Annotated in this window: 20 protein-coding genes; 2 read left to right on the top strand and 18 right to left on the bottom strand. The window is 64.4% G+C overall.

What is annotated here, in order from left to right; translation table 11 throughout:
* Positions 1–218: 218 nt before the first annotated feature.
* From phaR to CUJ90_RS07815, 6 genes are all read right to left on the bottom strand, one after another.
* Complete coding sequence (phaR, locus tag CUJ90_RS07840) at positions 219–836, bottom strand: polyhydroxyalkanoate synthesis repressor PhaR (protein WP_073426771.1); 618 nt, start codon at positions 834–836, stop codon at positions 219–221.
* A gap of 133 nt (positions 837–969) precedes the next feature.
* Positions 970–1710: a 3-ketoacyl-ACP reductase gene (locus CUJ90_RS07835; RefSeq protein WP_073426772.1), complete on the bottom strand. Its 741-nt coding sequence runs from the start codon at positions 1708–1710 to the stop codon at positions 970–972.
* Between the two features lie 222 nt (positions 1711–1932).
* The gene (locus CUJ90_RS07830; protein WP_073426940.1) at positions 1933–3114 is read right to left on the bottom strand and encodes an acetyl-CoA C-acetyltransferase; all 1182 of its coding nucleotides are present in this window, start codon (positions 3112–3114) and stop codon (positions 1933–1935) included.
* Positions 3115–3259: 145 nt separating this feature from the next.
* A complete protein-coding gene (gene phaC, locus CUJ90_RS07825) occupies positions 3260–5059 on the bottom strand; it encodes a class I poly(R)-hydroxyalkanoic acid synthase (protein ID WP_167449664.1) in 1800 nt (599 codons plus the stop codon).
* 698 nt (positions 5060–5757) lie between these two features.
* Complete coding sequence (pgeF, locus tag CUJ90_RS07820; RefSeq protein ID WP_114162346.1) at positions 5758–6615, bottom strand: peptidoglycan editing factor PgeF; 858 nt, start codon at positions 6613–6615, stop codon at positions 5758–5760.
* Positions 6612–7874 (bottom strand): RluA family pseudouridine synthase, encoded by a 1263-nt coding sequence (locus CUJ90_RS07815; protein ID WP_114162345.1) that lies wholly within the window; start codon positions 7872–7874, stop codon positions 6612–6614. The genes pgeF and CUJ90_RS07815 overlap by 4 nt, the downstream gene beginning before the upstream one ends.
* A gap of 38 nt (positions 7875–7912) precedes the next feature.
* On the opposite strand from CUJ90_RS07815, the gene CUJ90_RS07810 reads away from it, so the two are divergent.
* Complete coding sequence (locus tag CUJ90_RS07810; protein WP_114162344.1) at positions 7913–8773, top strand: outer membrane protein assembly factor BamD; 861 nt, start codon at positions 7913–7915, stop codon at positions 8771–8773.
* A gap of 126 nt (positions 8774–8899) precedes the next feature.
* On the opposite strand, the gene rlmD is transcribed toward CUJ90_RS07810, so the two are convergent.
* The 6 genes from rlmD to surE form a co-directional block, all read right to left on the bottom strand.
* Entirely contained in the window at positions 8900–10330 is a 1431-nt protein-coding gene (gene rlmD / locus CUJ90_RS07805; protein WP_114162343.1) for a 23S rRNA (uracil(1939)-C(5))-methyltransferase RlmD, read from the bottom strand.
* 170 nt (positions 10331–10500) lie between these two features.
* A complete protein-coding gene (locus tag CUJ90_RS07800; RefSeq protein WP_114162342.1) occupies positions 10501–11277 on the bottom strand; it encodes a 3'-5' exonuclease in 777 nt (258 codons plus the stop codon).
* Between the two features lie 4 nt (positions 11278–11281).
* Positions 11282–12364 (bottom strand): RNA polymerase sigma factor RpoS, encoded by a 1083-nt coding sequence (gene rpoS, locus CUJ90_RS07795; protein ID WP_073426779.1) that lies wholly within the window; start codon positions 12362–12364, stop codon positions 11282–11284.
* A 12-nt stretch (positions 12365–12376) separates the two neighbouring features.
* Positions 12377–13300, bottom strand: a complete 924-nt coding sequence (locus CUJ90_RS07790) for a peptidoglycan DD-metalloendopeptidase family protein (RefSeq protein ID WP_114162341.1) — start codon at positions 13298–13300, stop codon at positions 12377–12379.
* A 5-nt stretch (positions 13301–13305) separates the two neighbouring features.
* Positions 13306–14439 (bottom strand): protein-L-isoaspartate(D-aspartate) O-methyltransferase, encoded by a 1134-nt coding sequence (locus CUJ90_RS07785; RefSeq protein WP_114162340.1) that lies wholly within the window; start codon positions 14437–14439, stop codon positions 13306–13308.
* Entirely contained in the window at positions 14436–15194 is a 759-nt protein-coding gene (surE, locus tag CUJ90_RS07780; protein ID WP_114162339.1) for a 5'/3'-nucleotidase SurE, read from the bottom strand. The genes CUJ90_RS07785 and surE overlap by 4 nt, the downstream gene beginning before the upstream one ends.
* A 248-nt stretch (positions 15195–15442) precedes the next feature.
* Here surE and CUJ90_RS07775 point away from each other — a divergent pair, with 248 nt between their 5' ends.
* Positions 15443–16417 carry an NADPH:quinone oxidoreductase family protein gene (locus tag CUJ90_RS07775; protein WP_073426783.1) on the top strand — a complete coding sequence of 325 codons (975 nt, stop codon included), beginning with the start codon at positions 15443–15445 and terminating at the stop codon, positions 16415–16417.
* A 176-nt stretch (positions 16418–16593) separates the two neighbouring features.
* Here CUJ90_RS07775 and CUJ90_RS07770 read toward each other — a convergent pair whose 3' ends face one another.
* The 6 genes from CUJ90_RS07770 to CUJ90_RS07745 all read right to left on the bottom strand — a co-directional run bounded on the left by CUJ90_RS07770 (position 16594) and on the right by CUJ90_RS07745 (position 22181).
* Complete coding sequence (locus CUJ90_RS07770) at positions 16594–17418, bottom strand: ABC transporter permease (RefSeq protein WP_073426784.1); 825 nt, start codon at positions 17416–17418, stop codon at positions 16594–16596.
* Between the two features lie 91 nt (positions 17419–17509).
* On the bottom strand, positions 17510–18322 hold the full coding sequence (locus CUJ90_RS07765) for an ABC transporter ATP-binding protein (protein WP_073426785.1): 813 nt from the start codon (positions 18320–18322) through the stop codon (positions 17510–17512).
* Positions 18323–18431: 109 nt separating this feature from the next.
* The gene (locus CUJ90_RS07760) at positions 18432–19472 is read right to left on the bottom strand and encodes an ABC transporter substrate-binding protein (RefSeq protein ID WP_114162338.1); all 1041 of its coding nucleotides are present in this window, start codon (positions 19470–19472) and stop codon (positions 18432–18434) included.
* A 158-nt stretch (positions 19473–19630) separates the two neighbouring features.
* Complete coding sequence (locus CUJ90_RS07755; RefSeq protein ID WP_114162337.1) at positions 19631–20890, bottom strand: CaiB/BaiF CoA transferase family protein; 1260 nt, start codon at positions 20888–20890, stop codon at positions 19631–19633.
* A 100-nt stretch (positions 20891–20990) separates the two neighbouring features.
* On the bottom strand, positions 20991–21587 hold the full coding sequence (recR, locus tag CUJ90_RS07750) for a recombination mediator RecR (protein ID WP_083083604.1): 597 nt from the start codon (positions 21585–21587) through the stop codon (positions 20991–20993).
* A 267-nt stretch (positions 21588–21854) separates the two neighbouring features.
* Positions 21855–22181 carry a YbaB/EbfC family nucleoid-associated protein gene (locus CUJ90_RS07745; protein ID WP_006048866.1) on the bottom strand — a complete coding sequence of 109 codons (327 nt, stop codon included), beginning with the start codon at positions 22179–22181 and terminating at the stop codon, positions 21855–21857.
* Between the last annotated feature and the right edge of the window lie 24 nt (positions 22182–22205).

Here is a 22205-nt window from a genome sequence, read left to right as displayed (position 1 = left end):
CGGCGTATAGCGGTGGCGATGGCGACAATGGGGACGGCGCGTCGAGGCAAGCGAGGTTCAAGGGTCACGAGCGACCCACCTGCGAGAAACACTCCGCGACGCCCCGCGCAATCAACCCGCTATTGTACCGTGCCGATGGCCGCGCAATCGCGCGGCGCGGCTGGGCGCGCTGCGCGCAATCGACGCCCGCCGGCCGCCGATTGGTCCGGCTCACGCCCTTACTTGTTCTCCGGCTCCGGATTGTTTTGCGGATTGGCCGGCGCGCCCGGCGCGGCAGCCGCATTGCCCGGCCCACCCGGCGGAAACGGGAACGTGGCGAACATCGTCTTCGCCTGGTTCTGCATCTGCTCCTGCATCTGCACGAACATATTCTTCGACTGCTCGATGTAGCTGGTCATCATGCCCTGCATCATCGGCGCCTGCATGTTCATGAACTGCGACCAGACCTCGGGATTCATCGCCTTGCCTTCGTACAGATTCTTCGACTGGTCGGCGAGCTTCGCCTGAATGTCGATGAAGGCCTGGATGTTCTTCTCCAGATAGGTGCCCATCATGCCCTGCATCGCATGACCGTAGAAACGGATGATTTGCGAGAGCATCGACGATGAGAACATCGGCAAGCCGCCGCTCTCCTCTTCCAGAATGATCTGCAACAGGATGGCGCGCGTCAGGTCCTCGTTGCTCTTGGCATCGATGACCTTGAAATCCTCCTGATCGAGCACGAGCTGTTTGACGTCCGTCAGCGTGATGTACGTGCTTGTCTCGGTATCGTAGAGCCGACGATTCGGATATTTCTTGATCAGTCGTTCGGCTGTTTTCTTTGTAGTAGTAGTCATGTAACGCCTTTGAGCGCGAGTTGCGCGCGAAAACGGCGTCTTGCCGGCTGCGCAATCGGGTCATTGCGCAGGCGAGACGCCGCCGGAACCATCCGAGCCGAAGCGCGCTGCCTTGTGAGCGGCGCGCCGTGACTCAGCCCATATGCAAACCGCCGTTCAGCGAAAAATCCGCGCCCGTGGAGAAACCCGATTCGTCCGAGGCGAGCCACGCAACGATGGAGCCGATTTCGTCCGGCTGACCGAGACGGCGTACCGGAATCGTCGCGACGATCTTTTCCAGCACGTCCGGGCGGATCGACTTGACCATGTCGGTGCCGATGTAGCCGGGCGACACGGTGTTGACCGTCACGCCCTTGGTGGCCACTTCCTGCGCCAACGACATCGTGAAGCCGTGAATGCCGGCTTTCGCGGTCGAGTAGTTGGTCTGGCCGAACTGGCCCTTCTGCCCGTTCACCGACGAAATGTTGATGACGCGGCCCCAGCCGCGCTCCACCATGCCGTCGATCACCTGCTTGGTGACGTTGAAGAGGCTCGTGAGGTTGGTGTCGATCACCGCCGTCCAGTCTTCATGCGTCATCTTGCGGAACACCACGTCGCGCGTGATGCCGGCGTTGTTCACCAGCACGTCGATCTCGCCGACCTCGGCCTTGACCTTGTCGAACGCGGCCTTGGTGGACTCCCAGTCGCCGACATTGCCTTCGGACGCGATGAAATCGTAGCCCAGCGCCTTCTGCTCCTCGAGCCACTTCACGCGGCGCGGCGAGTTCGGGCCGCAACCCGCGACGACCTTGAAGCCCTCTTTGTGCAGCCGTTGGCAAATGCTCGTGCCGATGCCGCCCATCCCGCCCGTTACGTACGCAATTCGCTGTGTCATAACCTACACTCCATTATCGTTTTCGAGGCGCCGACCGGCTGCCTCTTCCCTCGTCCTTGCTTCATCTCCGCTGCCGCCGGGCGACCGGCCGACGAGGCCACTGCTGAACGCGCGCCACCTGCTGCAATGCCACCTGCTGCAATGTGACGCGCGGCAACGCTCATGCTCGATGCCGGCTTACGGCGCTTACCGCGCCATATCCGGCATCTATGGACGTGCCTCTCAGGCGCGCTCGACCGCCAGCGCCACGCCCATGCCGCCGCCGATGCACAGCGACGCGAGACCCTTCTTCGCGTCGCGCTTCTGCATTTCGTGCAGCAGCGTGACGAGAATCCGGCAGCCGGACGCGCCGATCGGATGACCGATCGCAATCGCGCCGCCGTTCACATTGACCTTCGACGTGTCCCAGCCCATCTGCTGATGCACGGCGAGCGCCTGCGCGGCAAACGCCTCGTTGATTTCCATCAGGTCGAGATCGGCCGGCGACCAGCCCGCGCGCTCGAGGCAACGGCGCGACGCCGGCACCGGGCCCATGCCCATCACCTTCGGATCGACGCCCGCGTTGGCATAAGCCTTGATGCGCGCGAGCGGCGTGAGGCCCAGTGCTTCCGCCTTCTTCGCCGACATGACGAGCACCGCTGCCGCGCCGTCGTTCAGACCCGACGCATTGGCCGCCGTGACCGTGCCTTCCTTCGAGAAGGCCGGCTTCAGGCTCGCCAGCGACTCGGCCGTCACGCCGTGACGCACGAACTCGTCCGTCGCGAAACGCAGCGGCTCGCCCTTGCGTTGCGGGATCTCGATCGGCACGATTTCGTCGTTGAAACGGCCGGACTTTTGCGCGGCCTCCGCCTTGTTCTGCGACAGCGCCGCGAACGCGTCCTGCTGCTCGCGCGTGATGCCGTGTTCCTTGGCGACGTTTTCCGCCGTCACGCCCATGTGATACTGGTTGTAGACGTCCCACAAGCCGTCGACGATCATCGAGTCGACCAGCTTCGCGTCGCCCATGCGGAAACCGTCGCGCGAGCCCGGCAGCACGTGCGGCGCCGCGCTCATGTTTTCCTGACCGCCGGCGATCACGATGTCCGCGTCGCCCGCGATGATCGCGTTGGCTGCGAGCATCACGGCCTTCAGGCCCGAGCCGCACACCTTGTTGATCGTCATGCCGGGCACGGCCGAGGGCAGCCCCGCCTTGATCAGCGACTGACGCGCCGGGTTCTGGCCCGAGCCCGCCGTCAACACCTGACCGAGGATGACCTCGCTGACCTGCTCGGGCTTCAGACCAGCCCGCTCGAGCACGGCGCGGATCACCGCGGCGCCCAGATCGGGCGCGGCGATCTTCGCCAGCGACCCACCGAATTTGCCTACTGCCGTACGAGCGGCCGATACGATCACAACATCAGTCATTTCCATGTCCTCCGGGCACGTCGGCCGAATGCGCCGCAGCCCGTCAAGTTAAAAATCTGGTTGTTCCCACGCCCTTGCCGAGTCGAACCGACGCTCCTCGCACCGCGAAAGCGCCGGGCGGGCGCGCCAAGCCCGCGCAAAAGCCCTACTCCCGCTGCCGCACATAACGCCCAGGCGCCGGCTCGATTACCGGAAACTCAGCCGAGCCGAGGCTGGCGCGCGGCTTCACCTTCTTGCCGCCATACTGATCGAGCCAGGTGGTCCATTCGGGCCACCAGCTGCCGGGGACCTCGGTAGCCGCGTCGAACCATTCGTCCGGGCTTTCGGGAAGGGTCTTGAGGTCGCCTTCCAGCGTCCAGTAATTGCGCTTTTTCTTCGCCGGCGGATTGATGACGCCCGCGATGTGACCGGACGCGCCGAGCACGAATTTCATCGGCCCGCTCAGGAGCGGCACCGATGCATAGGCGGTTTGCCACGGCACGATGTGGTCGTCGCGTGAACCGTAGATGAAGGTGGGCACGTCGATCTTCGAGAGGTCGATCGGCTCGCCGCAGGTGGTCAACGCACCCGGCTCGCGCAGACGATTCTCGTGATACGTATTGCGCAGATACCAGACGTACATCGGACCCGGCAAGCTGGTCGAATCGCTGTTCCAGTAGAGCAGGTCGAACGGCACCGGCGTGCGCCCCTTGAGGTAATTGTCGACCACGTAGTTCCACACCAGATCGTTCGGGCGCAGGAACGAAAACGTATTGGCGAATTCGATGCCGCGCATCAGCCCCGGCGGCGCGCCGTTCTTGCCGCCGATGGTTTGCTCGCGCATCTGCACGTGCGCCTCGTCGACGAATACGTCGAGCACGCCCGTGTCGGAGAAATCGAGCATGGCGGTGAGCAGCGTCATGGACGCGGCCGGATGTTCGCCGCGTGCCGCGGCGACCGCCAGTGCCGCGGCGAGCATCGTGCCGCCCACGCAGAAACCGAGCGTGTTGATCTGCTCGCGGCCGCTGATCTGGCTGACCGTGCCGATCGCGGTGAGCACGCCCTCGCCGATATAGTCGTCCCACGTCTTATGCGCGATGGATGCGTCCGCATTGCGCCACGAAATCAGAAACACCTGGTGCCCCGAATCCAGCGCGTGAGCGACCAGCGAATTTTCCGGCTGCAGATCGAGAATGTAGAACTTGTTGATGCAAGGCGGCACGATCAGAAGCGGCCGCTCGCGCACGGTGGCCGTGCGCGGCTTGTACTGGATCAACTGCATCAGCTCGTTTTCGAACACCACGGAACCTTCGGTGTTCGCGAGATTTTCGCCGACCACGAAACGCGATTCGTCGGTCTGCGAGATCTTGCCGCGCTGCATGTCGTTGAGCAGATTCATCACGCCCTGCCGCAAGCTCTCGCCCTGGCTTTCCAGCAGGGTTTTCTGCGCCTCGGGATTGAGTGCGAAGAAGTTGCTCGGCGACGCCGCGGCGGTCCATTGCTGAACGGCGAAACGGATGCGCTCGCGCACCTTCGGATCGGCTTCGAGCGCGTCGACCATTTCCTGCAGATAACGCGCGTTCAACAGATACCAGGCGGCCGTGAACGCATAGGCCGGCGTGGAACTCCATGCGTCGGAACTGAAACGGCGGTCCTTGAGTTCCGGAGCCTTGCTGGTGGAAGTGGCGGCCTGCTGAAGCAGTTCCATCGCTTCACGCGAATAGTCGGCTTGCAGTTTCTGCAGACGCTCCGAGGGAATTGCGGCGCTCGGTATGTTGAGACCGGCGAATGAAGGCATTGACGGCATCGTTCCCGCCGCCAGCTTGCTGAAGTCGGGCATGCCCGGAAAGGACGGCATCTGCGGCATGGACGGCATTTGCGGCACCGCGAAAGGCGTGCCGTTCGCGCCGGGGGCCGCGCCGAGCGAACGCCATGCGTTCATCCACGCGTTGAATAATTGCTGCATGCCGGCGGCCGGCGCAGCGCCGCTCGTACCGGCCTGCTGCGTTTTCTCCTTCGGGGAGTCCGTGCTGGGGGAAGCTGAGGAATGTGATGCTGCCATACCTGCTTTTGACCGGTAAGTCCTTGCGGACGGGTTGAGAGGCAGGTTCATGCGCACGTGGGCGATTGCTCGCGACCTCGTCACGCCCTGTCCTATGTACGAGGAGCTCGTGAGGAACATTCTTGCTCCCCATCGCAAGGCATGTCAATGCTTGTTCCCGATTTTGCCGCAGTGCGATAGTTTTTTAATTATCGTTTTCCCTGTGTAGCAGATCGCGCTTTTGCGTCATGAATCAACGAGCATGGCCGCAAGCGAAAAAACCTCCTATGCCGCATGAGTTTATGGGCATTTATCCATTCGCCCGAACCAACTTTCAGCGGCGGATTTGCGCAGTGCGGCGAATTCCGGCAGCGCAGCAAAAAAGCGCGCCGCGCGTCGGAACAAACCCGCATACGCATGCTGCCAGGGACGGTGGGAGAGCCGCGCAGAGGTCGCTGGCGGCACGGCTTCATGATCGTGCTCAACGTGCGAAACGCCATTCGATGCCACGGTTCGCGCCTCAGCAGTTGAATAACCGAGGCGCCTCGCATGCCACGCGTGGACGCGGGACTTCGGTCACGTTGCACTGGCAGCGAGCGTGCCAGTCGCGCTCACGCGCAGGGCTAGTCGGCGATCGTCTGCGCCTCACCGTCGAGCCAGATGAGCGCCGCCATGCGGCCCGTCTCGCGATCGCGGCGATACGAGTAGAAACGTTCGCGTTGCGTGACCGTGCAAAGGTCACCGCCGACGATCCGCGTCACCCCGAGCCGCTGCAGCCGCAAGCGCGCGAGCGCCGCGAGATCGGCCAGATATTTGCCCGCGTTTTGCGGATGCTCGACGAACGCGTTCGCGGTGGCCTCGCGTTGCGTGCCGTCGACGCCGTTCATGAAGGCGTCACGCACATCAGGGCCGACCTCGAACGCATCGGGTCCGATCGCCGGACCGAGGTATGCGTGCAATGCACCGGCCTGCACGCCGGCCAGTTCGGCCACGCGCCGCGCGGTCTGTTCGACGATGCCCGCCGCCAGCCCGCGCCAACCCGCGTGCGCCGCGCCCACCGCGCGCCCCGCTTCGTCGCACAACAGCACCGGCATGCAATCGGCGACCATGACTACGCAGACCGTGCCCGCGCGATCGGTGACGCTGGCGTCGGCCCGCGTCGGCGTGCCGCTCGCATGAGCCTGCGCGAGCGCGTCTTCCGCGCGCACGATGTCGGCGCCGTGAATCTGCTGGAGCCACGCGGCCTCGCTGACGCCAACGAGGCGCAGCAGCCGCTCGCGATTGGCGGCGACCGCGGCCGGATCGTCACCGGATTTCAGGCCCAGATTCAGGCCGCCTGGCTGGTCGGCGCCGTTGCGCCAGCGGCCGAACGGCGGTCGACTCACGCCGCCGTCGCGCGTGGTGACGAGCGCGCGCACGCGCGGCGACACATTCCATGCGGGTTGCACAACATCGTCAAAGCTCAGCGCCGGCAAGCTCATGCGTGACCGTCCTCGTCGTGTTCGTCGGCGTCGTGATCGAGTTCGCCGTTTTCTTCGGCATCCTCGTCGAGCGACGCTTCATAGCCCTCTTCCTCATAGTACGTCCCGTCGAATTCGCCTGCATCGTCGCGGCCGAGACCGAGCGCCGCCGACAGCGCCGCCATGTCTTCCGGCACGTCGGCGCGCCACTGCATCGTGCGGCCGGTTCGCGGATGAACCAGACCGAGCCGCCATGCATGCAGCGCCTGGCGCGCGAAGCCGTCCGGCAGCGGCGTGACCGAACGCTTGCCGCGTGCGCGCCCATACACCGGATCGCCGAGCAGCGGATGGCCGATATGCGCGCAATGCACGCGAATCTGATGAGTGCGGCCGGTTTCGAGGTCGCAGTGAATCGCGGTAACCGGCTGCCGCTGCCAGATCGCCGTATCGACGCGCCGGAAATGCGTGCGCGCCGGTTTGCCGGATGCGCCCGTCACGACCGCCATGCGCGTGCGTTCGCGCGGGTCGCGGCCGATCGGCGCGTCGATCGTGCCCTCTTCCGGCATGTTGCCCCACACCAGCGCGAGGTAACGGCGCTTCACCGTGCGCGCCTGCAACTGGCGCACGAGGTCGGTCTGCGCCTCCAGCGTGCGCGCGACCACCATCAACCCCGAGGTTTCCTTGTCGAGACGATGCACGATGCCCGCGCGCGGCAAGCCCGCGGCCGCGTCGCCATAGCGGTACAAAAGACCATTCAGCAGCGTGCCGCCCCAGTTGCCGGCCGCCGGGTGCACCACCATGCCGGCGGGCTTGTTGATGACCACGAGCGTGTCGTCCTCGTACACGATGTCGAGCGGCACCGGCTCGGGCGTGAACGCGAGTTGCTCGGGCAGCAGGTCCGGCACCAGTTCGATGGTGGCGCCGAGCGGCACCGGCTGGCGGATCTTCGCCGGCTTGCCGTCGATACGCACCCGCTCGGCTTCGATCCAGCTTTGCAGGCGGTTGCGGGAAAACTCGGGAAATACCCGCGCCAGCACCTTGTCGAGACGTTCGCCGGCCAGTTCGTCCGGCACCACGACGCTGCGCGGCGACTCGTCCGCCACGGGGCTCGCCACGGTCGGCACCAGGCTTTGCGCGCCGGCGGCGGCAAGCGCATCGGTGCCCAGATCGTCGTCGAGGGAATCGACGCCCAACGCGTCGGAGGGGTCAGCGCTTACGCTATAATCTTCGTTGCTATTCCCGGCGCCGGTTGCGGCGCCTGGAGTATTTGAGCGGGTCATTGAGTCTGGGTCACCTGGACGTAAAGCTAGACTGGAAAATGCGAGCCTTGAACACCATCACTAAAGCGGCGACCAATTTGGCGGCCATCAAGAAGGCGGCCCGGAAAGTGGCCGGATACATTGCGTGTGCCGCGGCGGTCGTCGTTGTCGCGGCTTGTCACGGCCTGCCGGAAAAGACCGACGAAACGGCAACGTGGAACAACAACAAATTATATACGGAGGCGAACGACGCCTTGACCGGTGGTGACTACGGCAAGTGCGCGAAGTACTTCGAAATGCTCCAGGGCCGCGATCCGTTCGGCCACTTCGCACAGCAAGCACAGATCAACGTTGCGTATTGCAACTGGAAAGACAACGAAAACGCCGCCGCCGACCAGGCGATCGACCGCTTCATCCAGTTGCACCCGGATCATCCGGACATCGCTTACGCGTACTACCTGAAGGGCATGATCCACTTCAACGACGACCTGGGTCTGTTCGGCCGCTTCTCCGGCCAGGACATGAGCGAGCGCGATCCCAAGTCGCTGCGTCAGTCGTATGACGCGTTCAAGGTCGTCGTGGACCATTATCCGAACAGCAAGTATGCGCCGGACGCCGCGCAACGCATGCGCTATATCGTGAACGCGCTCGCGTCGCACGAAGTTCACGCGGCGGATTACTACTACCGCCGCGGCGCTTATGTCGCCGCGATCAACCGCGCGCAACTGGCGTTGACGGAATACAAGAACGCACCGGCTATCGAAGACGCGCTGCACATCATGATGCTCTCGTACCAGAGGCTGAACCAGCCGCAACTGGCCGACGACACCAAACGCATTCTCGCCGGCACCTTCCCGGACAGCCCGTACATCACGGGCCATGCAAGACCGGGTAAGGAAAAATCGTGGTGGCAGTTCTAAGCCGCACGACACCCGGAATTTAGCGGGAAACAAAAACGCCACGACTTCGGTCGTGGCGTTTTTGTTTGTGCTGGCGCAAAGACCGCCGCCCGGCTTGCATCCAGCGCGGGCCGGCAACGAACTCGCTCAATTCCGCTCGAACAACGCAATCGACTCCACATGCGACGTGTGCGGGAACATGTTCACCACGCCCGCGCCCACCAGCCGATAGCCGGCTTCATGCACGAGCAGGCCGGCGTCGCGCGCGAGCGTCGCCGGATTGCACGATACATAGACGATGCGACCCGGCAGCGGCCCATTGCCGCTCTGCGCGATTTCCGCGAGCGCCTTGGCGACCGCCAGCGCGCCTTCGCGCGGCGGATCGACGAGGAATTTGTCGAAGTGGCCGAGCGCGCGCATGTCGTCGGCGGTGACTTCGAACAGATTGCGGCAGGCGAACGACGTATGCCCCGCCACGCCGTTCAATTCCGCATTGGCGAGCGCACGCGAAGTCAGCACCTCGCTGCCTTCGATACCCACGACTTCCTTCGAAATCCGCGCGAGCGGCAGCGTGAAGTTGCCGATTCCGCAGAACAGATCGAGCACGCGGTCGGTACGCGCCGGCGCCAACAGCCGCAGCGCCCGGCTCACCAGCACGCGGTTGATCGCGTGATTCACCTGAGTGAAGTCGGTCGGCTTGAACGGCATGCGGATGCCATATTCCGGCAGCGTGTAGTCGAGCTGCGCGTCGAGCGGATAAAACGGCGTGACCGTGTCCGGCCCCTTCGGCTGCAGCCACCACTGCACCTTGTGCTCGTCGGCGAAATCGCGCAGCACCTGTTCGTCCGCGGCGGTGAGCGGCTCGAGATTGCGCAGTACCAGCGCGGTGACCGATGAGCCGACCGCGACCTCGATCTGCGGCATGCGGTCGTAGATGGACAGCTTGCGGACCATGAAGCGCAGCGGCATGAGCATGGCGGAGACGTGCGGCGGCAGCACCTCGCAGGTCTTCATGTCGGCGATGTAGCTGCTCTTCTTCTCGTGAAAGCCGATGCGCATGCCGCCTTTTTCCGGCAGATAACGCACGGCCAGACGCGCGCGATAGCGATAACCCCAGGACGGTCCGTGAATCGGCCGGAACACCGTTTCCGGGCGCACCTTCGCGAGATGTTGAAGATTGTCCTCGAGCACGCGCTGCTTGACGGCGATCTGGGCGCGAATATCCAGATGCTGCATCGAACAGCCGCCACAGATATCGAAGTAGCGGCACTTCGGCGTCGTGCGGATCACGCTTTCGCGGAACACCTGCACCACTTCCGCCTGCTCGAACTTCGGCTTGCTGCGATGCGTTGCATAGCTGACGCGTTCGCCGGGCAACGCACCTTCGACGAAAATCACCTTGCCGGGCGTGCCGTCCTCGCTTTCGACGCGGCCGACGCCGCGCGCTTCCATATCGAGCGAGACGATTTCGATGATCGGCTCGTGACCGGTAATGACGGGCGCCGACGCCGGAGCGGAGGCCTTGTGGTACTTGGACGGGCGCTTGGGCGAGCGACGATGGGGGGCAGTTCGGGACACCTGCGACTTCCTGACAAACTTTGGGGAAAGGCGAGATTGTAGACGAAGCGCCGCGGTTGCCAACCGCGGTTGCGGCGGCCCGGCACGGCAAGGACGGGCATGACGCGCGCCAGGCGCTTCTATTGTGATTAGCGTGCGCCGAACCGCTTCGTCACCTGCCCGAAAGCGGATTACTGTTCGAATGCCGCCAGATACTCGGCCCATTGCGGCGCCGTTTCCAGCGCCAGCGCATTTTTGACCAGATTGATTTCGTCAGCATACTCTTCAGCCGAAAACGCGCCGCGAATCAACTGGAAGCGGCAATAGAGCAAGTACGTATTGACGACGTCGGTCTCGCAATAATTACGGATTTCCTCGATGCGGCCTTGCTGGTACGCATGCCACACCTGGCTGCCGTCCATGCCCATCTTGCCGGGGAAGCCGCACATCTTGGCGAGCGCGTCGAGCGGTGCGTTGGCGCGCGCCTGATACATCGCGAGCACGTCCATCAGATCCGTGTGGCGCGCGTGGTAGCGGCTGATGTAGTTGTTCCACTTGAACTCGCGGTCGTCCTCGCCGAGATCCCAGAAACGGTAGGCGGGAATACCGTTCACGAGCGCCCGGTAATTCAGCACCGGCAAGTCGAACCCGCCGCCGTTCCACGACACGAGTTGCGGCGTGTACTTCTCGATCACGCGATAAAACGACTGCACCAGCGCCGCCTCGCCGTCCGCGAGCGTACCGAGCGAGCGCACCCGGAAACCGTTGTTGTCGCGGAACACGCAGGAAATCGCCGCGATCCTTTGCAGATGATGCGGCAGGAAATCGCTGCCGGTCTTTTCGCGGCGCGCGGCGAACGCGTGCTCGGCGACTTCGGCGTCGCTCATCGTGGCGGGCAGATCTTCGAGGCGGCGGATGCCGGCGACATCGGGAATCGTCTCGATGTCGAAAACAAGAATCGGTGTCATCAGGTTAGAGAACGGCGTCCTTGCGAACGCCGTTGGAGGCGAAGAAGCGCTTTAACCGCACGAGCGCTTCCTGTTGGATCTGGCGCACACGTTCGCGCGTGAGGCCCATTTCGTCGGCCAGTTCCTCGAGCGTGGCGGGTTCGATGTGATTGAGCCCGAAGCGGCGCTCGATCACATGACGATGCTTGTCCGACAAGCGCGCGAGCCATGCGCGCGTGAGGGTTTCCAGTTCGCGATGCTGCACTTCGGCGTCCGGCGACTGGCTTTGGTCGTCGGACAGCAGATCGAGCAGGCTGCTCGCCGGATCGAGGTCGAGCGGCGCATCCAGCGACGCGGTGTGCTCGTTGAGCGCGAGAATGTCGGTGACTTCGTCGGTGGTTTTGCCGGTCAGATAGGCAATGTCGTCGATGCTGGCGTCGCGGCGCTCGGCCGCCTCGCCCGAATTCATCGAATTCTTTTCGAGATGGCGCTTGGCGCGCAGCACCTGATTGAGTTCACGAATCACGTGAACCGGCAAACGCACGGTGCGCGCCTGGTTCATGATCGCGCGCTCGATGCTCTGACGGATCCACCACGTGGCGTAAGTGGAAAATCGGAAGCCGCGCGTGGGGTCGAATTTCTCGATGGCGTGCATCAAGCCGAGGTTGCCCTCTTCGATCAGATCGAGCAGCGGCACGCCGCGGTTCAGATAACCCTTCGCAATGCTGACGACGAGCCGCAAATTGCGCTCGATCATTACTTGCCGGGCGTCGAACTCGCCCGCCTTCGCGAGCCGCGAATACTTCTGCTCTTCCTCGACGGTGAGGAGCGGCTTGACGCTGATCCGGTTCAGGTAATGCTGGATCGTGTCGGCCGTCAACTCGGCTTGCAGGAGCGCGCGGAAATCGTCGGCGTCCGGCACGACCTCGCTCGCACCTTCGCGGGCGTCGACGGCTTCCTCCGCGCCGCCCTGGCGATCGTCGAGTTCGCGCTCTTCCGCGATCTCGTCTTCCGCTTCCGAAGCGCTGCTTTCCTCCACCGAAGCGGACGTGGCACGGCTGATCGTCTCAGATTCGGCTTGCGGCAGGCGGCGCTTCGATTTCGGCATGGTCGTATCGCTCTATTGCGGCGGCAAATACTTCAGTGGGTCGACCGGCTTACCCTGCCGGCGAACTTCGAAATGCAACATCACACGGTCGGAATCGCTATTCCCCATCTCAGCGATCTTCTGCCCCTTCGTCACCGCGTCCCCCTCTTTTACCATCAAAGAGCGGTTGTGTGCATATGCGGTGAGATAAGTTGCGTCATGCTTGATGATAATGAGATTGCCGTAACCACGCAGCCCATTTCCTGCATAAACCACACGTCCGTCCGCCGATGCCTTGACAGCGTCGCCGGCAGCGCCGCCGATGTTGACGCCCTTGTTGGTCGAATCGTTGAACGTGCCGAGGAGCGGCCCGCGCACCGGCCAGGAGAATGCGACGTTGCCGCTTGAGCCGGCCGTCGAGTCGCTGGCCGCGCCGGGCGTGGCCGGCGGCGTGAGCGCCGCGTTGTTCGCGCTGGAACTATAGATCGGCGGCGCCGCGGCGGCGCTCGACGGTGGCGTGCTGCTGAGCGGCGCGGTCTGCACGGCGCCGCTGTTGCCGATCGGCGCGGTGGCAACGCCCGGCGTCAAGGCCGCGGTATTCGCACCAGGCGGCACCACGCGCAGCAACTGATCGACTTCGATCTGATTGGGGTTGGTGAGATTGTTCCACGCCGAAATATCGCGGTAGTTCTGACCGTTCTCCAGCGCGATCCGGTACAGCGTATCGCCAGGCTTCACGCGGTAGTAACCCGGAGGCGGCGGACCGAGCGGCACGGCCGGCTGCGCTGCCTGCGTGCCGAGCACGCCGCCACCGGAGCGGTCGACGACCGGCGCCTGATCGAGCCGGGATGCACAGGCCGTCATCAACAGGGACAAGGCGAGCACGCACACGCTACGCTGGGTTACGGTCATGGGGACATTCAGTGTGGTTCTTTGCATCGCGCGCAACATACTCATCGGTGTCAAATCACTCCGGATTTTAAGGGTACAAAGAAAACGCGATCAAGCCGCGACTCGCGCCACTGCGCGGGTCCGAGGCGCTCGACGAGAGTCAGCACCTGGCTGTGCCCCTCCTGCGAGCCGACCGGCGCGACCAGACGGCCGCCGATCGCGAGTTGTTCAAGCAAGGCCTGCGGTACGTCGAGTCCCGCCGCCGCGATCACGATCGCGTCGAACGGCGCCGCCGACGGCAAGCCCAATCGTCCGTCGCCGTAGTGCAGCCGAATGTTCGGAATGCGCAGCGGACGCAAGTTTATCTTCGCGCGCTCGGACAACGGCTTGATGCGCTCGATCGAATACACCTCGCGCGCGACCTGGCTCAGCACCGCCGCCTGATAGCCGCAACCGGTGCCGATTTCCAGCACGTTGTTCAACGCGCGGCCGGCTGCCGCGAGTTCGATCATGCGCGCGACGACCGAGGGCTTCGAGATGGTCTGGTGGTGGCCGATCGGCAGCGCGGCATCTTCATACGCCTGGGCCGCGAGCCCCGGATCGACGAACATGTGGCGCGGCACCACCGACATCGCGTTCAACACGCGCGGATGGGTGACCCCGTTCGCTCGCAGGCGTTCGACCATCCGTTCGCGAACCCGTTCCGAAGTCAGCGCCAGGGCGCCGTTCAAGGCGACGCTCGGCGCGGCGGCGCGGTCGCTGAGTTTGGCGGCGGGCTTACTCGACGGCGCGCCGTTGGGCGCGGTGCGCGGCGCGAGGATTTGCGCGGCGGCTTTCGCCAGGGGTTTGGGTTGCGATTGAAGCTGCGGCTTGGACTGAGGTTTGACCGCGGTGTGGGCCGCCCCCCTTGCTTGAGGCTGAGCTGGCGGCCTGGCCTGCGCCTTGACCGCCGACTTCGCCTGGGCCGGAGCTTGCGCCTCGGGCGTCCTGGCTTGAACTGGCTTGGCCTGAACCGGCTTGGTGTGAGCGCCTTTCACCGACGAAGCGGATGACGCGTTTTTCGCCGACGGCTTGCGAGCGTTGAGCGCCGCGCTCGCGGCGAATGCCGCCGCGCGGATTTCTCCCGGACGGCCTTCGGGCCGGCGCGGTTCGCGCACCAGGTCCTCGAGGCCGAGCGGAAAGCGCTTCGCGCGCTCGTTCGTCATGAAGCGCCGCTGCCCGCGCGCGCCCAGTCGCGCGCCGCGGGCAGCATTTGCGTATGGGTCAGATCGAGCTGCAACGGCGTGATCGACACATGGCCGTTGGCGACCGCATGAAAATCCGTGCCTTCGCTCGCGTCGCGCGCGCTGCCCGACGGCCCGATCCAGTAGATCGGCTCGCCGCGCGGATTGGTCTGGCGGATCACCGGCTGCGACGGATGCCGCTTGCCCAGACGCGTGATCTGCCAGTCACGCATTTGCTCATACGGCAGATTCGGAATGTTGACGTTCAACAGCGGATGCCCCGGCAGCGGCTGCGCGAGGTAATGCGCGACGATCTCGGCGGCGACGCGCACCGCGTCTTCGAGATGCACCCAGTCCTTGTCGACCAGCGAGAACGCGATGGCCGGCACGCCGAACATGATGCCCTCGGTGGCGGCGGCGACGGTGCCCGAATAAAGCGTGTCCTCGCCCATGTTCTGGCCGTTGTTGATGCCCGAAACGACGAGGTCCGGCGTATGGTCGAGCATGCCCGTGAGCGCAATATGCACCGAGTCCGTAGGCGTGCCGTTCACGTAGTAAAAACCGTTCGCCGAACGCAGCACCGAGAGCGGGCGTGACAGCGTCAAGGAATTCGACGCGCCGCTGCAGTTCTGTTCGGGGGCCATCACGGTGACATCCGCGATCGGCTTGAGCGCTTCATGAAGCGCGGCAAGACCAGGCGCCAGATAACCGTCGTCATTGCTGAGTAGGATTCGCATGCGGCGATTGTAACCGAGGAAAGAAGACGCGCGAACGACACCGCGCCCGGTCTGCAATGCACGGGCGGATTGTCCGGGGTGGGCGGTCTCGGGTCGGGTTTAAACCAGGTTTGAGCCGGCTCGGATCGCGTTGCGAGCGCGTGCGCGGCGCCACAACCGTACGGTCGTGCGGATTGTTTTACACTCGATAGGATTGCAACGCCCCGAAGCAAGTCCCCGTGCGGGACGCTGATCGATACGGAGACACGATGCGCGCGATTCGCTGTAAGCAATACGGGCCACCGGAAAGCCTGGTGGTCGAAGATCTGCCGGACCTCCAGCCGCCGCCCGGCCACGTCGTGATCGACGTCAAAGCCGCGGCCGTCAATTTTCCCGATGTGCTGATCATCGAAAACAAATACCAGTTCAAACCACCTCTGCCCTTTACGCCCGGCTCGGAAGTCGCGGGAATCGTGCGGGCGGTCGGCGCCGATGTCACGCGGTTCAAGCCGGGCTCGCGCGTGGTGGCGTTCACCGGTTCGGGCGGCTTCGCCGAGCAGGCGCTGGCGCCGGTCGACGCGTGCGTGCCGCTCGCGGACGATGTCGATCTGGAACTGGCCGCCGCGTTCACGCTGGCCTACGGCACGTCGCATCACGCGGTGGTCGATCGTGGCGCGTTGCAGGCGGGTGAAACGATGCTGGTGCTGGGCGCGGCCGGTGGCGTCGGGCTGGCGGCGGTCGAGATCGGCAAGGCGCTCGGCGCGCGCGTGATCGCGGCGGCGTCGAGCGACGAGAAACTCGCCGTCTGCGTGAAGCATGGCGCGGACGCCGCCATCAATTACGGCACCGAGGACCTGCGCGAGTGCATCAAGGCGCTCACCGACGGCAAAGGCCCGGACGTGATCTACGACCCGGTCGGCGGTGTCTATGCGGAGCCGGCATTTCGCAGCATCGGCTGGCGCGGGCGTTATCTCGTGGTCGGCTTTGCGAACGGCGAGATTCCGAAGCTGCCGCTCAACCTGACGCTGCTCAAGGGCGCGAGCGTGGTCGGCGTATTCTGGGGCGACTTCGCGAGGCGCGAGCCGCAGCGCAATCACGCCGCGTTCGAGCAGATGACCGGCTGGATCCGCGAGGGCAAGCTCAAGCCGTACGTGTCGGCGCGCTATTCGCTCGAGGATACCGGCCGTGCATTGCGCGATATGGCCGAGCGTCGCGTGATCGGCAAGGTGGTGATTACGCCGTAGGTGTCGGGTGGTTGAGCGGTGTTTCGTTCGGCGGCCGTCCAGGCGGCAAAGGAAAACGGCGTGCGGCTCGCGAACCGCGCGCCGTTTTTTGTGGCTTGCACTTGTTCAGCCGCGCGCTGGTTGAATGCGATGCTCGTCGAGGCCGGCGCGCCTGTCAGCGCCCCGCCCTCGAACGCTTACAACTTCTCCGTATCGCCCGTCTTCGGTTGCCACTTCATCAGGCGCCGCTCGCCGATGCCGACAAGCGCATCGAGAATCAGCGCGAACGCGGTCAACACGAGAATCCCCGCGAACACGGTATTGATATCGAAGGTGCCTTCGGCCTGCAGAATCAGGTAGCCGACGCCGCGCGCCGAGCCGAGATACTCGCCCACCACCGAACCGACGAACGCCAGTCCCACCGAGGTGTGCAAGCTGGAAAACACCCAGCTCATCGCGCTCGGCAGATAGACGAAGCGCAGCAACTGCTTGCGGTTCGCGCCGAGCATGCGCGCGTTGGCGAGCACGACCGGGCTCACTTCCTTCACGCCTTGATAGACGTTGAAGAACACGATGAAGAACACCAGCGTGACGCCGAGCGCCACCTTCGACCAGATGCCGAGGCCGAACCACACCCCGAAGATCGGCGCGAGAATCACGCGCGGCATCGAATTGGCGGCTTTGATGTACGGATCGAACAGCGCGCTCGCGAGCGGCGAGAGCGCGAGCCACAAGCCGACGCCGAGCCCGAACGCGGTGCCGAGCGCGAACGCGAGCACCGTCTCGACGAGCGTGATCCACAGATGCAGATAGATCTCACCCCCCGTGAACCATTCCCAGATCCGCTGCAACACCTTTTGCGGCTCGCCGAAGAAGAACGCGGCCTTGTTCGGGTCGTCGAAATAGAACGCCGGCAGCAGCGTCGGGCTGGTCAGCACGTACCAGAGCGCGAAGCACAGCACGAGCAGCAGCCATTGCCAGATCACCAGATTCGCCCGGTTCGGGCGCAACGTCTTCCACATGTCTCGATTTGCCTTGGACGATTGATTAGCGATAAGCGCAAATGCCGAACGCGACGACCGAACGCAACGGCGCGAAGCGCTGAACGCGCGGTTAAACCGCGGTCAGTTGCTGCTGGTAACCCTTGAGGACCTCATCGCGCAGCACGCTCCAGATCTGCGCGTGCAATTCGACGAAGCGCGGATGCGCGCGAATCTCGGCAACGTCGCGCGGACGCGGCAGATCGATCGTGAATTCGCCGATCGGATGCGTGCCCGGCCCGGCCGAGAGCACCACCACGCGGTCCGACATCGAGATTGCCTCGTCGAGATCGTGCGTGATGAACAGCACGGCTTTGCGTTTGGCCGCCCACAGATCGAGCAGCTCGTTTTCCATTAGCTGGCGCGTCTGGATATCGAGCGCCGAAAACGGCTCGTCCATCAGGATGATGTCGGGATCGAGAATCAGCGTCTGCGCCATCGCCACGCGCTTGCGCATGCCGCCCGACAGTTGATGCGGATAGCGGTCGCCGAAACCGCCGAGGCCGACGCGCTTGAGCCACTCGTCCGCCTTGCCGCGCGCTTCGGCCGGCGGCACGCCCTGGAACGCGAGGCCCGCCATGACGTTGTCGATAGCGGAGCGCCACGGCATCAGCGCGTCCGCCTGGAACATGTAGCCGGCGCGCCGGTTGATGCCCTTGAGCGGCTCGCCGAACACGCTGACCGTGCCCGACGACGGCCCCAGCAAGCCCGCGCCGACGTTCAGCAGCGTGGACTTGCCGCAGCCGGTCGGGCCCACCACGGAGACGAACTCGCCCGGCGCGATGCGCAGCGTGGTGTCCTTCACGGCCGTATAGCGCTGCGCGCGGTTGTCGCGCGCGGCGAACGTGCAGGTGATGTTTTCGAGCGCCAGGGCGGCAACGGTCATCGTTCGGCTCGCTTCGAGGATCGGTTTCGGTTTGTGACGTCGACAGTCAGGGGCCGCTTGCTCGGGACGAACGCGGCGCGTGTCGCGCTCGTCCCTCCCTGCCCCTGGTTTATGCCTTGACGGTGGCCAACGCCTTCTTGACGAAGTCGTTGGTCCAGGTTCTCGACAGATCGATGGGCTTGCCTTGCACGTTCGGGTCGAACGCCTGCAAGGTTTTCAGCGCGGTCGCCGGGCCGTCCGTGGGCATCAGCCCGTCCGGCGACATGGCTTCCTTCACGTGCTGCCACGCGTCCAGATACACCGCGCGGTCGCCGAGCAGGTAGCCTTCCGGCACCGTGTTGATCAACTCGGTGCCGGTTGCCGTTTGCAGCCATTTGAGCGCGCACACCATCGCATTGGTGAGCGCCTGCGTGGTGTTCGGGTTCTTCGTGATGAAGCTTTGCGACGCGTACAGGCACCCTGCCGGCATGTCGCCGCCGAATACGCTGCGCGTGTCGGCGAGCGTGCGCGTGTCCGACACGACGCGAATCTCGCCGGTGCGCTCGAGCTTGGTCATCACCGGATCGAGATTGGCGAGTGCGTCGATCTGGCCGGACTGCAACGCGGCGATCGCGCCGGCGCCCGCACCGACGCCAATGAACGCGACGTCTTTCGCGGTGAGCCCCGCCTTACCGAGCACGAAGCTCGCCATGATCGAAGTCGACGAACCCGGCGCGGTCACGCCGATTTTCTTGCCCTTCAGATCAGCGATCGATTTGTAGTTCGGCATCGTCTTCTTCGACACCGCGAGCACGATCTGCGGCGCGCGCCCTTGCAGCACGAATTCGCGGAACGACTGCTTTTGCGCCTGCAGCAGCAAGGTGTGCTCGAACGCGCCGGACACCACGTCCGCGCTGCCGCCGACCGCTGCCTTCAACGCTTGTGACCCGCCGGCGAAATCGGAGATTTCGACGTCGAGCCCTGCTTCCTTGAAGTAGTTGCGGCGCTCCGCAATGGTGAGCGGCAAGTAATAGAACAGGTTCTTGCCGCCGACGGCGATCGCCACCTTGGTGGTTTCAGGTTTGCCCTGCGCGAAAGCGAGCGGCGCGGTGGTGGCGAGCGTGGCGCCAGCGAGCGCGGCGGTTCCGGCGAGGAAGGTTCTGCGTTGCATGTCGAGTAGTCTCCAGCTTTCGTTGTTCAGCTTTTTTCTCTTCTTGTCGCGGCGTTCGTGGGCGCCATGCCCGCGTTCGGGTTCGCGTCACCGCGTGCGGCAAGTTGCGCACGCCGTCGCTGGTCACGCGCGGCGGGCCTTGCCGGGCACGCGCTCATTCAAACGATCTGTTGCGCGTGCAAGCTTGCAATGTGGTCAGCATCATAACCTAGCGACTGTAGGACTTCATCGGTATGTTCACCCAGTTCGGGACCGAGCCAGCGCGTTTCGCCGGGGGTTTCCGAGAGCTTCGGCGTGACCGACGGCAGCGTGATGTCCTGGCCGTCCTGCCATTTGAAGCGCTGGATCATCTGGCGCGCCATGTACTGCGGATCGGTGAACATGTCCGCGACACTGTAGATGCGGCCGGCCGGCACGTCGGCCGCATTCAGCACCGCGAGCGCTTCGTCGATGGTGCGCGTCGCGAGCCATGCGGCAATCGCGCCGTCGATCTCCTGGGTGCGCGGCACGCGGCCGTCGTTGTGCGCGAGCGCCGGATCATTCGCGAGATCGTCGCGCTCGATCGCCACCATCAGCCGCTTGAAGATCGGATCGCTGTTGCCGCCGATCACGATGCTGCCGTCGCGGCACGGATACGTATTCGACGGCACGATACCGGGCAACGATGCGCCGGTGCGCTCGCGCACCATGCCGTACACGCCGTACTCGGGCACCACGCTTTCCATCATGTTGAAGACGGCCTCGTACAACGCGACGTCGACCACTTGCCCCTTGCCGCCGTTCACCTGCTTGTGATGCAGCGCCATTAGCGCGCCGATCACGCCGTGCAGCGCGGCGATCGAATCGCCGATCGAAATGCCGATGCGCGGCGGCGGCAAATCCGGATAGCCGGTAATGTGACGCAAGCCGCCCATCGATTCGGCGATCGCGCCGAAGCCGGGCCGGTCGCGATACGGCCCGGTCTGGCCGTAGCCGGATAGACGCACCATCACGAGGCCGGGATTTTCCGCGGATAGCACGTCGTAACCGAGCCCGAGTTTCTCCAGCAAGCTCGGCCGGAAATTCTCGACAACGATATCCGCTTCTTTCGCGAGGCGCCGCACGATCTCCTTGCCCTCTTCGGCCTTCAGATTGATCGTGACGGATTTCTTGTTGCGCGCCTGCACCGCCCACCACAGCGACGTACCGCCCACCTCGGGATAGAGCTTGCGCCACTTGCGCAGCGGATCGCCGCCTTTGGGATCCTCGATCTTGATGACGTCCGCGCCAAATTCGCCGAGAAAGCGCGCGGCGAACGGGCCGGCGATCAGCGTGCCGAGTTCCAGCACCTTGACGCCGGCAAGCGGGCCGGGTCGGGTGGCTTGATCGGGTTGACCTTCATGCGCGGCGCTCGTGTCTGATTCAGGGGTGACGCTCATGTGTCTCCTTTCTTCTGTCTTCGAGGTGTGCAGTGGTGGAGCGCATCAGGCGGCGATGCCTCGCCTCGCTGAAGCTGCGTGCGGCGGCGGAAGCCTCGTGCTACATCGAACGACGGTCGAGCATCGCGCGGGCGATCGTGCCGGCGTCCACATATTCGAGTTCACCGCCCACCGGCACGCCGCGCGCGAGGCGCGTGACGGCAAGACCGCGCGCCTTGAGCGTCTGCCCGAGGTAGTGCGCGGTGGCTTCGCCTTCGTTCGTGAAATTGGTCGCGAGCACGACTTCCTTGACCACGCCGTCGGACGCGCGTTTGACCAGCCGGTCGAAATGGATCTCCTTCGGGCCGATGCCGTCGAGCGGGCTCAAGCGTCCCATCAGCACGAAATAGAGACCGCGATAGGTCATCGTCTGTTCGAGCATGATCTGGTCGGCGGGTGTTTCGACGACGCACAGCAGTGTGGGATCGCGTTCGGCATCGAGGCAGACCTCGCAGATTTGCGCCTCGGTGAACGTGTTGCACTTCTCGCAGTGCTGCAGATGCTCGGTCGCGAACAGCAGCGAGCGGCCGAGCTTTTCGGCGCCCTCGCGGTCGTGCTGCATCAGGTGGTACGCCATGCGTTGCGCGGACTTCGGCCCGACACCGGGCAGCGCGCGCAGCGCTTCGACGAGCGCCGACAAGGCGGAAGGTTGTTTCATGCGGAATCGGCGTCGAAGTGGGTGTTACGCGGTATGCGGTTGACTCGGTGAGGGTCTGGTTTGCTTGCGTTGCCTAAGCTGCCTGGGTTGCTTCTACTGCTTTCGTTTCTGCGTCCGCTGCGTCGAGATTCCTGACTGCGTGCCCGACAGGCGCGCCGCATCGCCCCAAGCGCGCCGGCGCGCATGGCAAGCGCGCGCGGCTCGCGTTCAGCTTACGCAGCGGCGCGGCATGACCGCAGCCACGCGCGCCGCGTCGAGCGCCGCGGTTCAGAACGGCAGCTTGAAGCCCGGCGGGAGCGGCAGGCCCGAGGTCATGCCGCCCATTTTTTCCTGGGCAGTGGCTTCGGCCTTGCGCACGGCGTCGTTGAATGCAGCGGCGACGAGGTCTTCCAGCATGTCCTTGTCGTCGGCGAGCAGGCTCGGGTCGATCGACACGCGGCGCACGTCGTTCTTGCAGGTCATCGTCACCTTCACGAGACCGGCGCCCGACTGCCCCTCGACTTCGATCTGCGCGAGTTGCTCCTGCATCTTCTTCATGTTTTCCTGCATCTGCTGGGCTTGTTTCATCAGCCCGGCGAGTTGGCCTTTCATCATGGACGTGCTCCTTCGTGATAGCGT

This window comes from Paraburkholderia terricola (genome assembly GCF_003330825.1).
Classification (GTDB): Bacteria; Pseudomonadota; Gammaproteobacteria; order Burkholderiales; family Burkholderiaceae; genus Paraburkholderia; species Paraburkholderia terricola.
The sequence above is the reverse complement of the archived record's forward strand: the minus strand, read 5'-3'. Positions and strand labels throughout refer to the sequence as shown.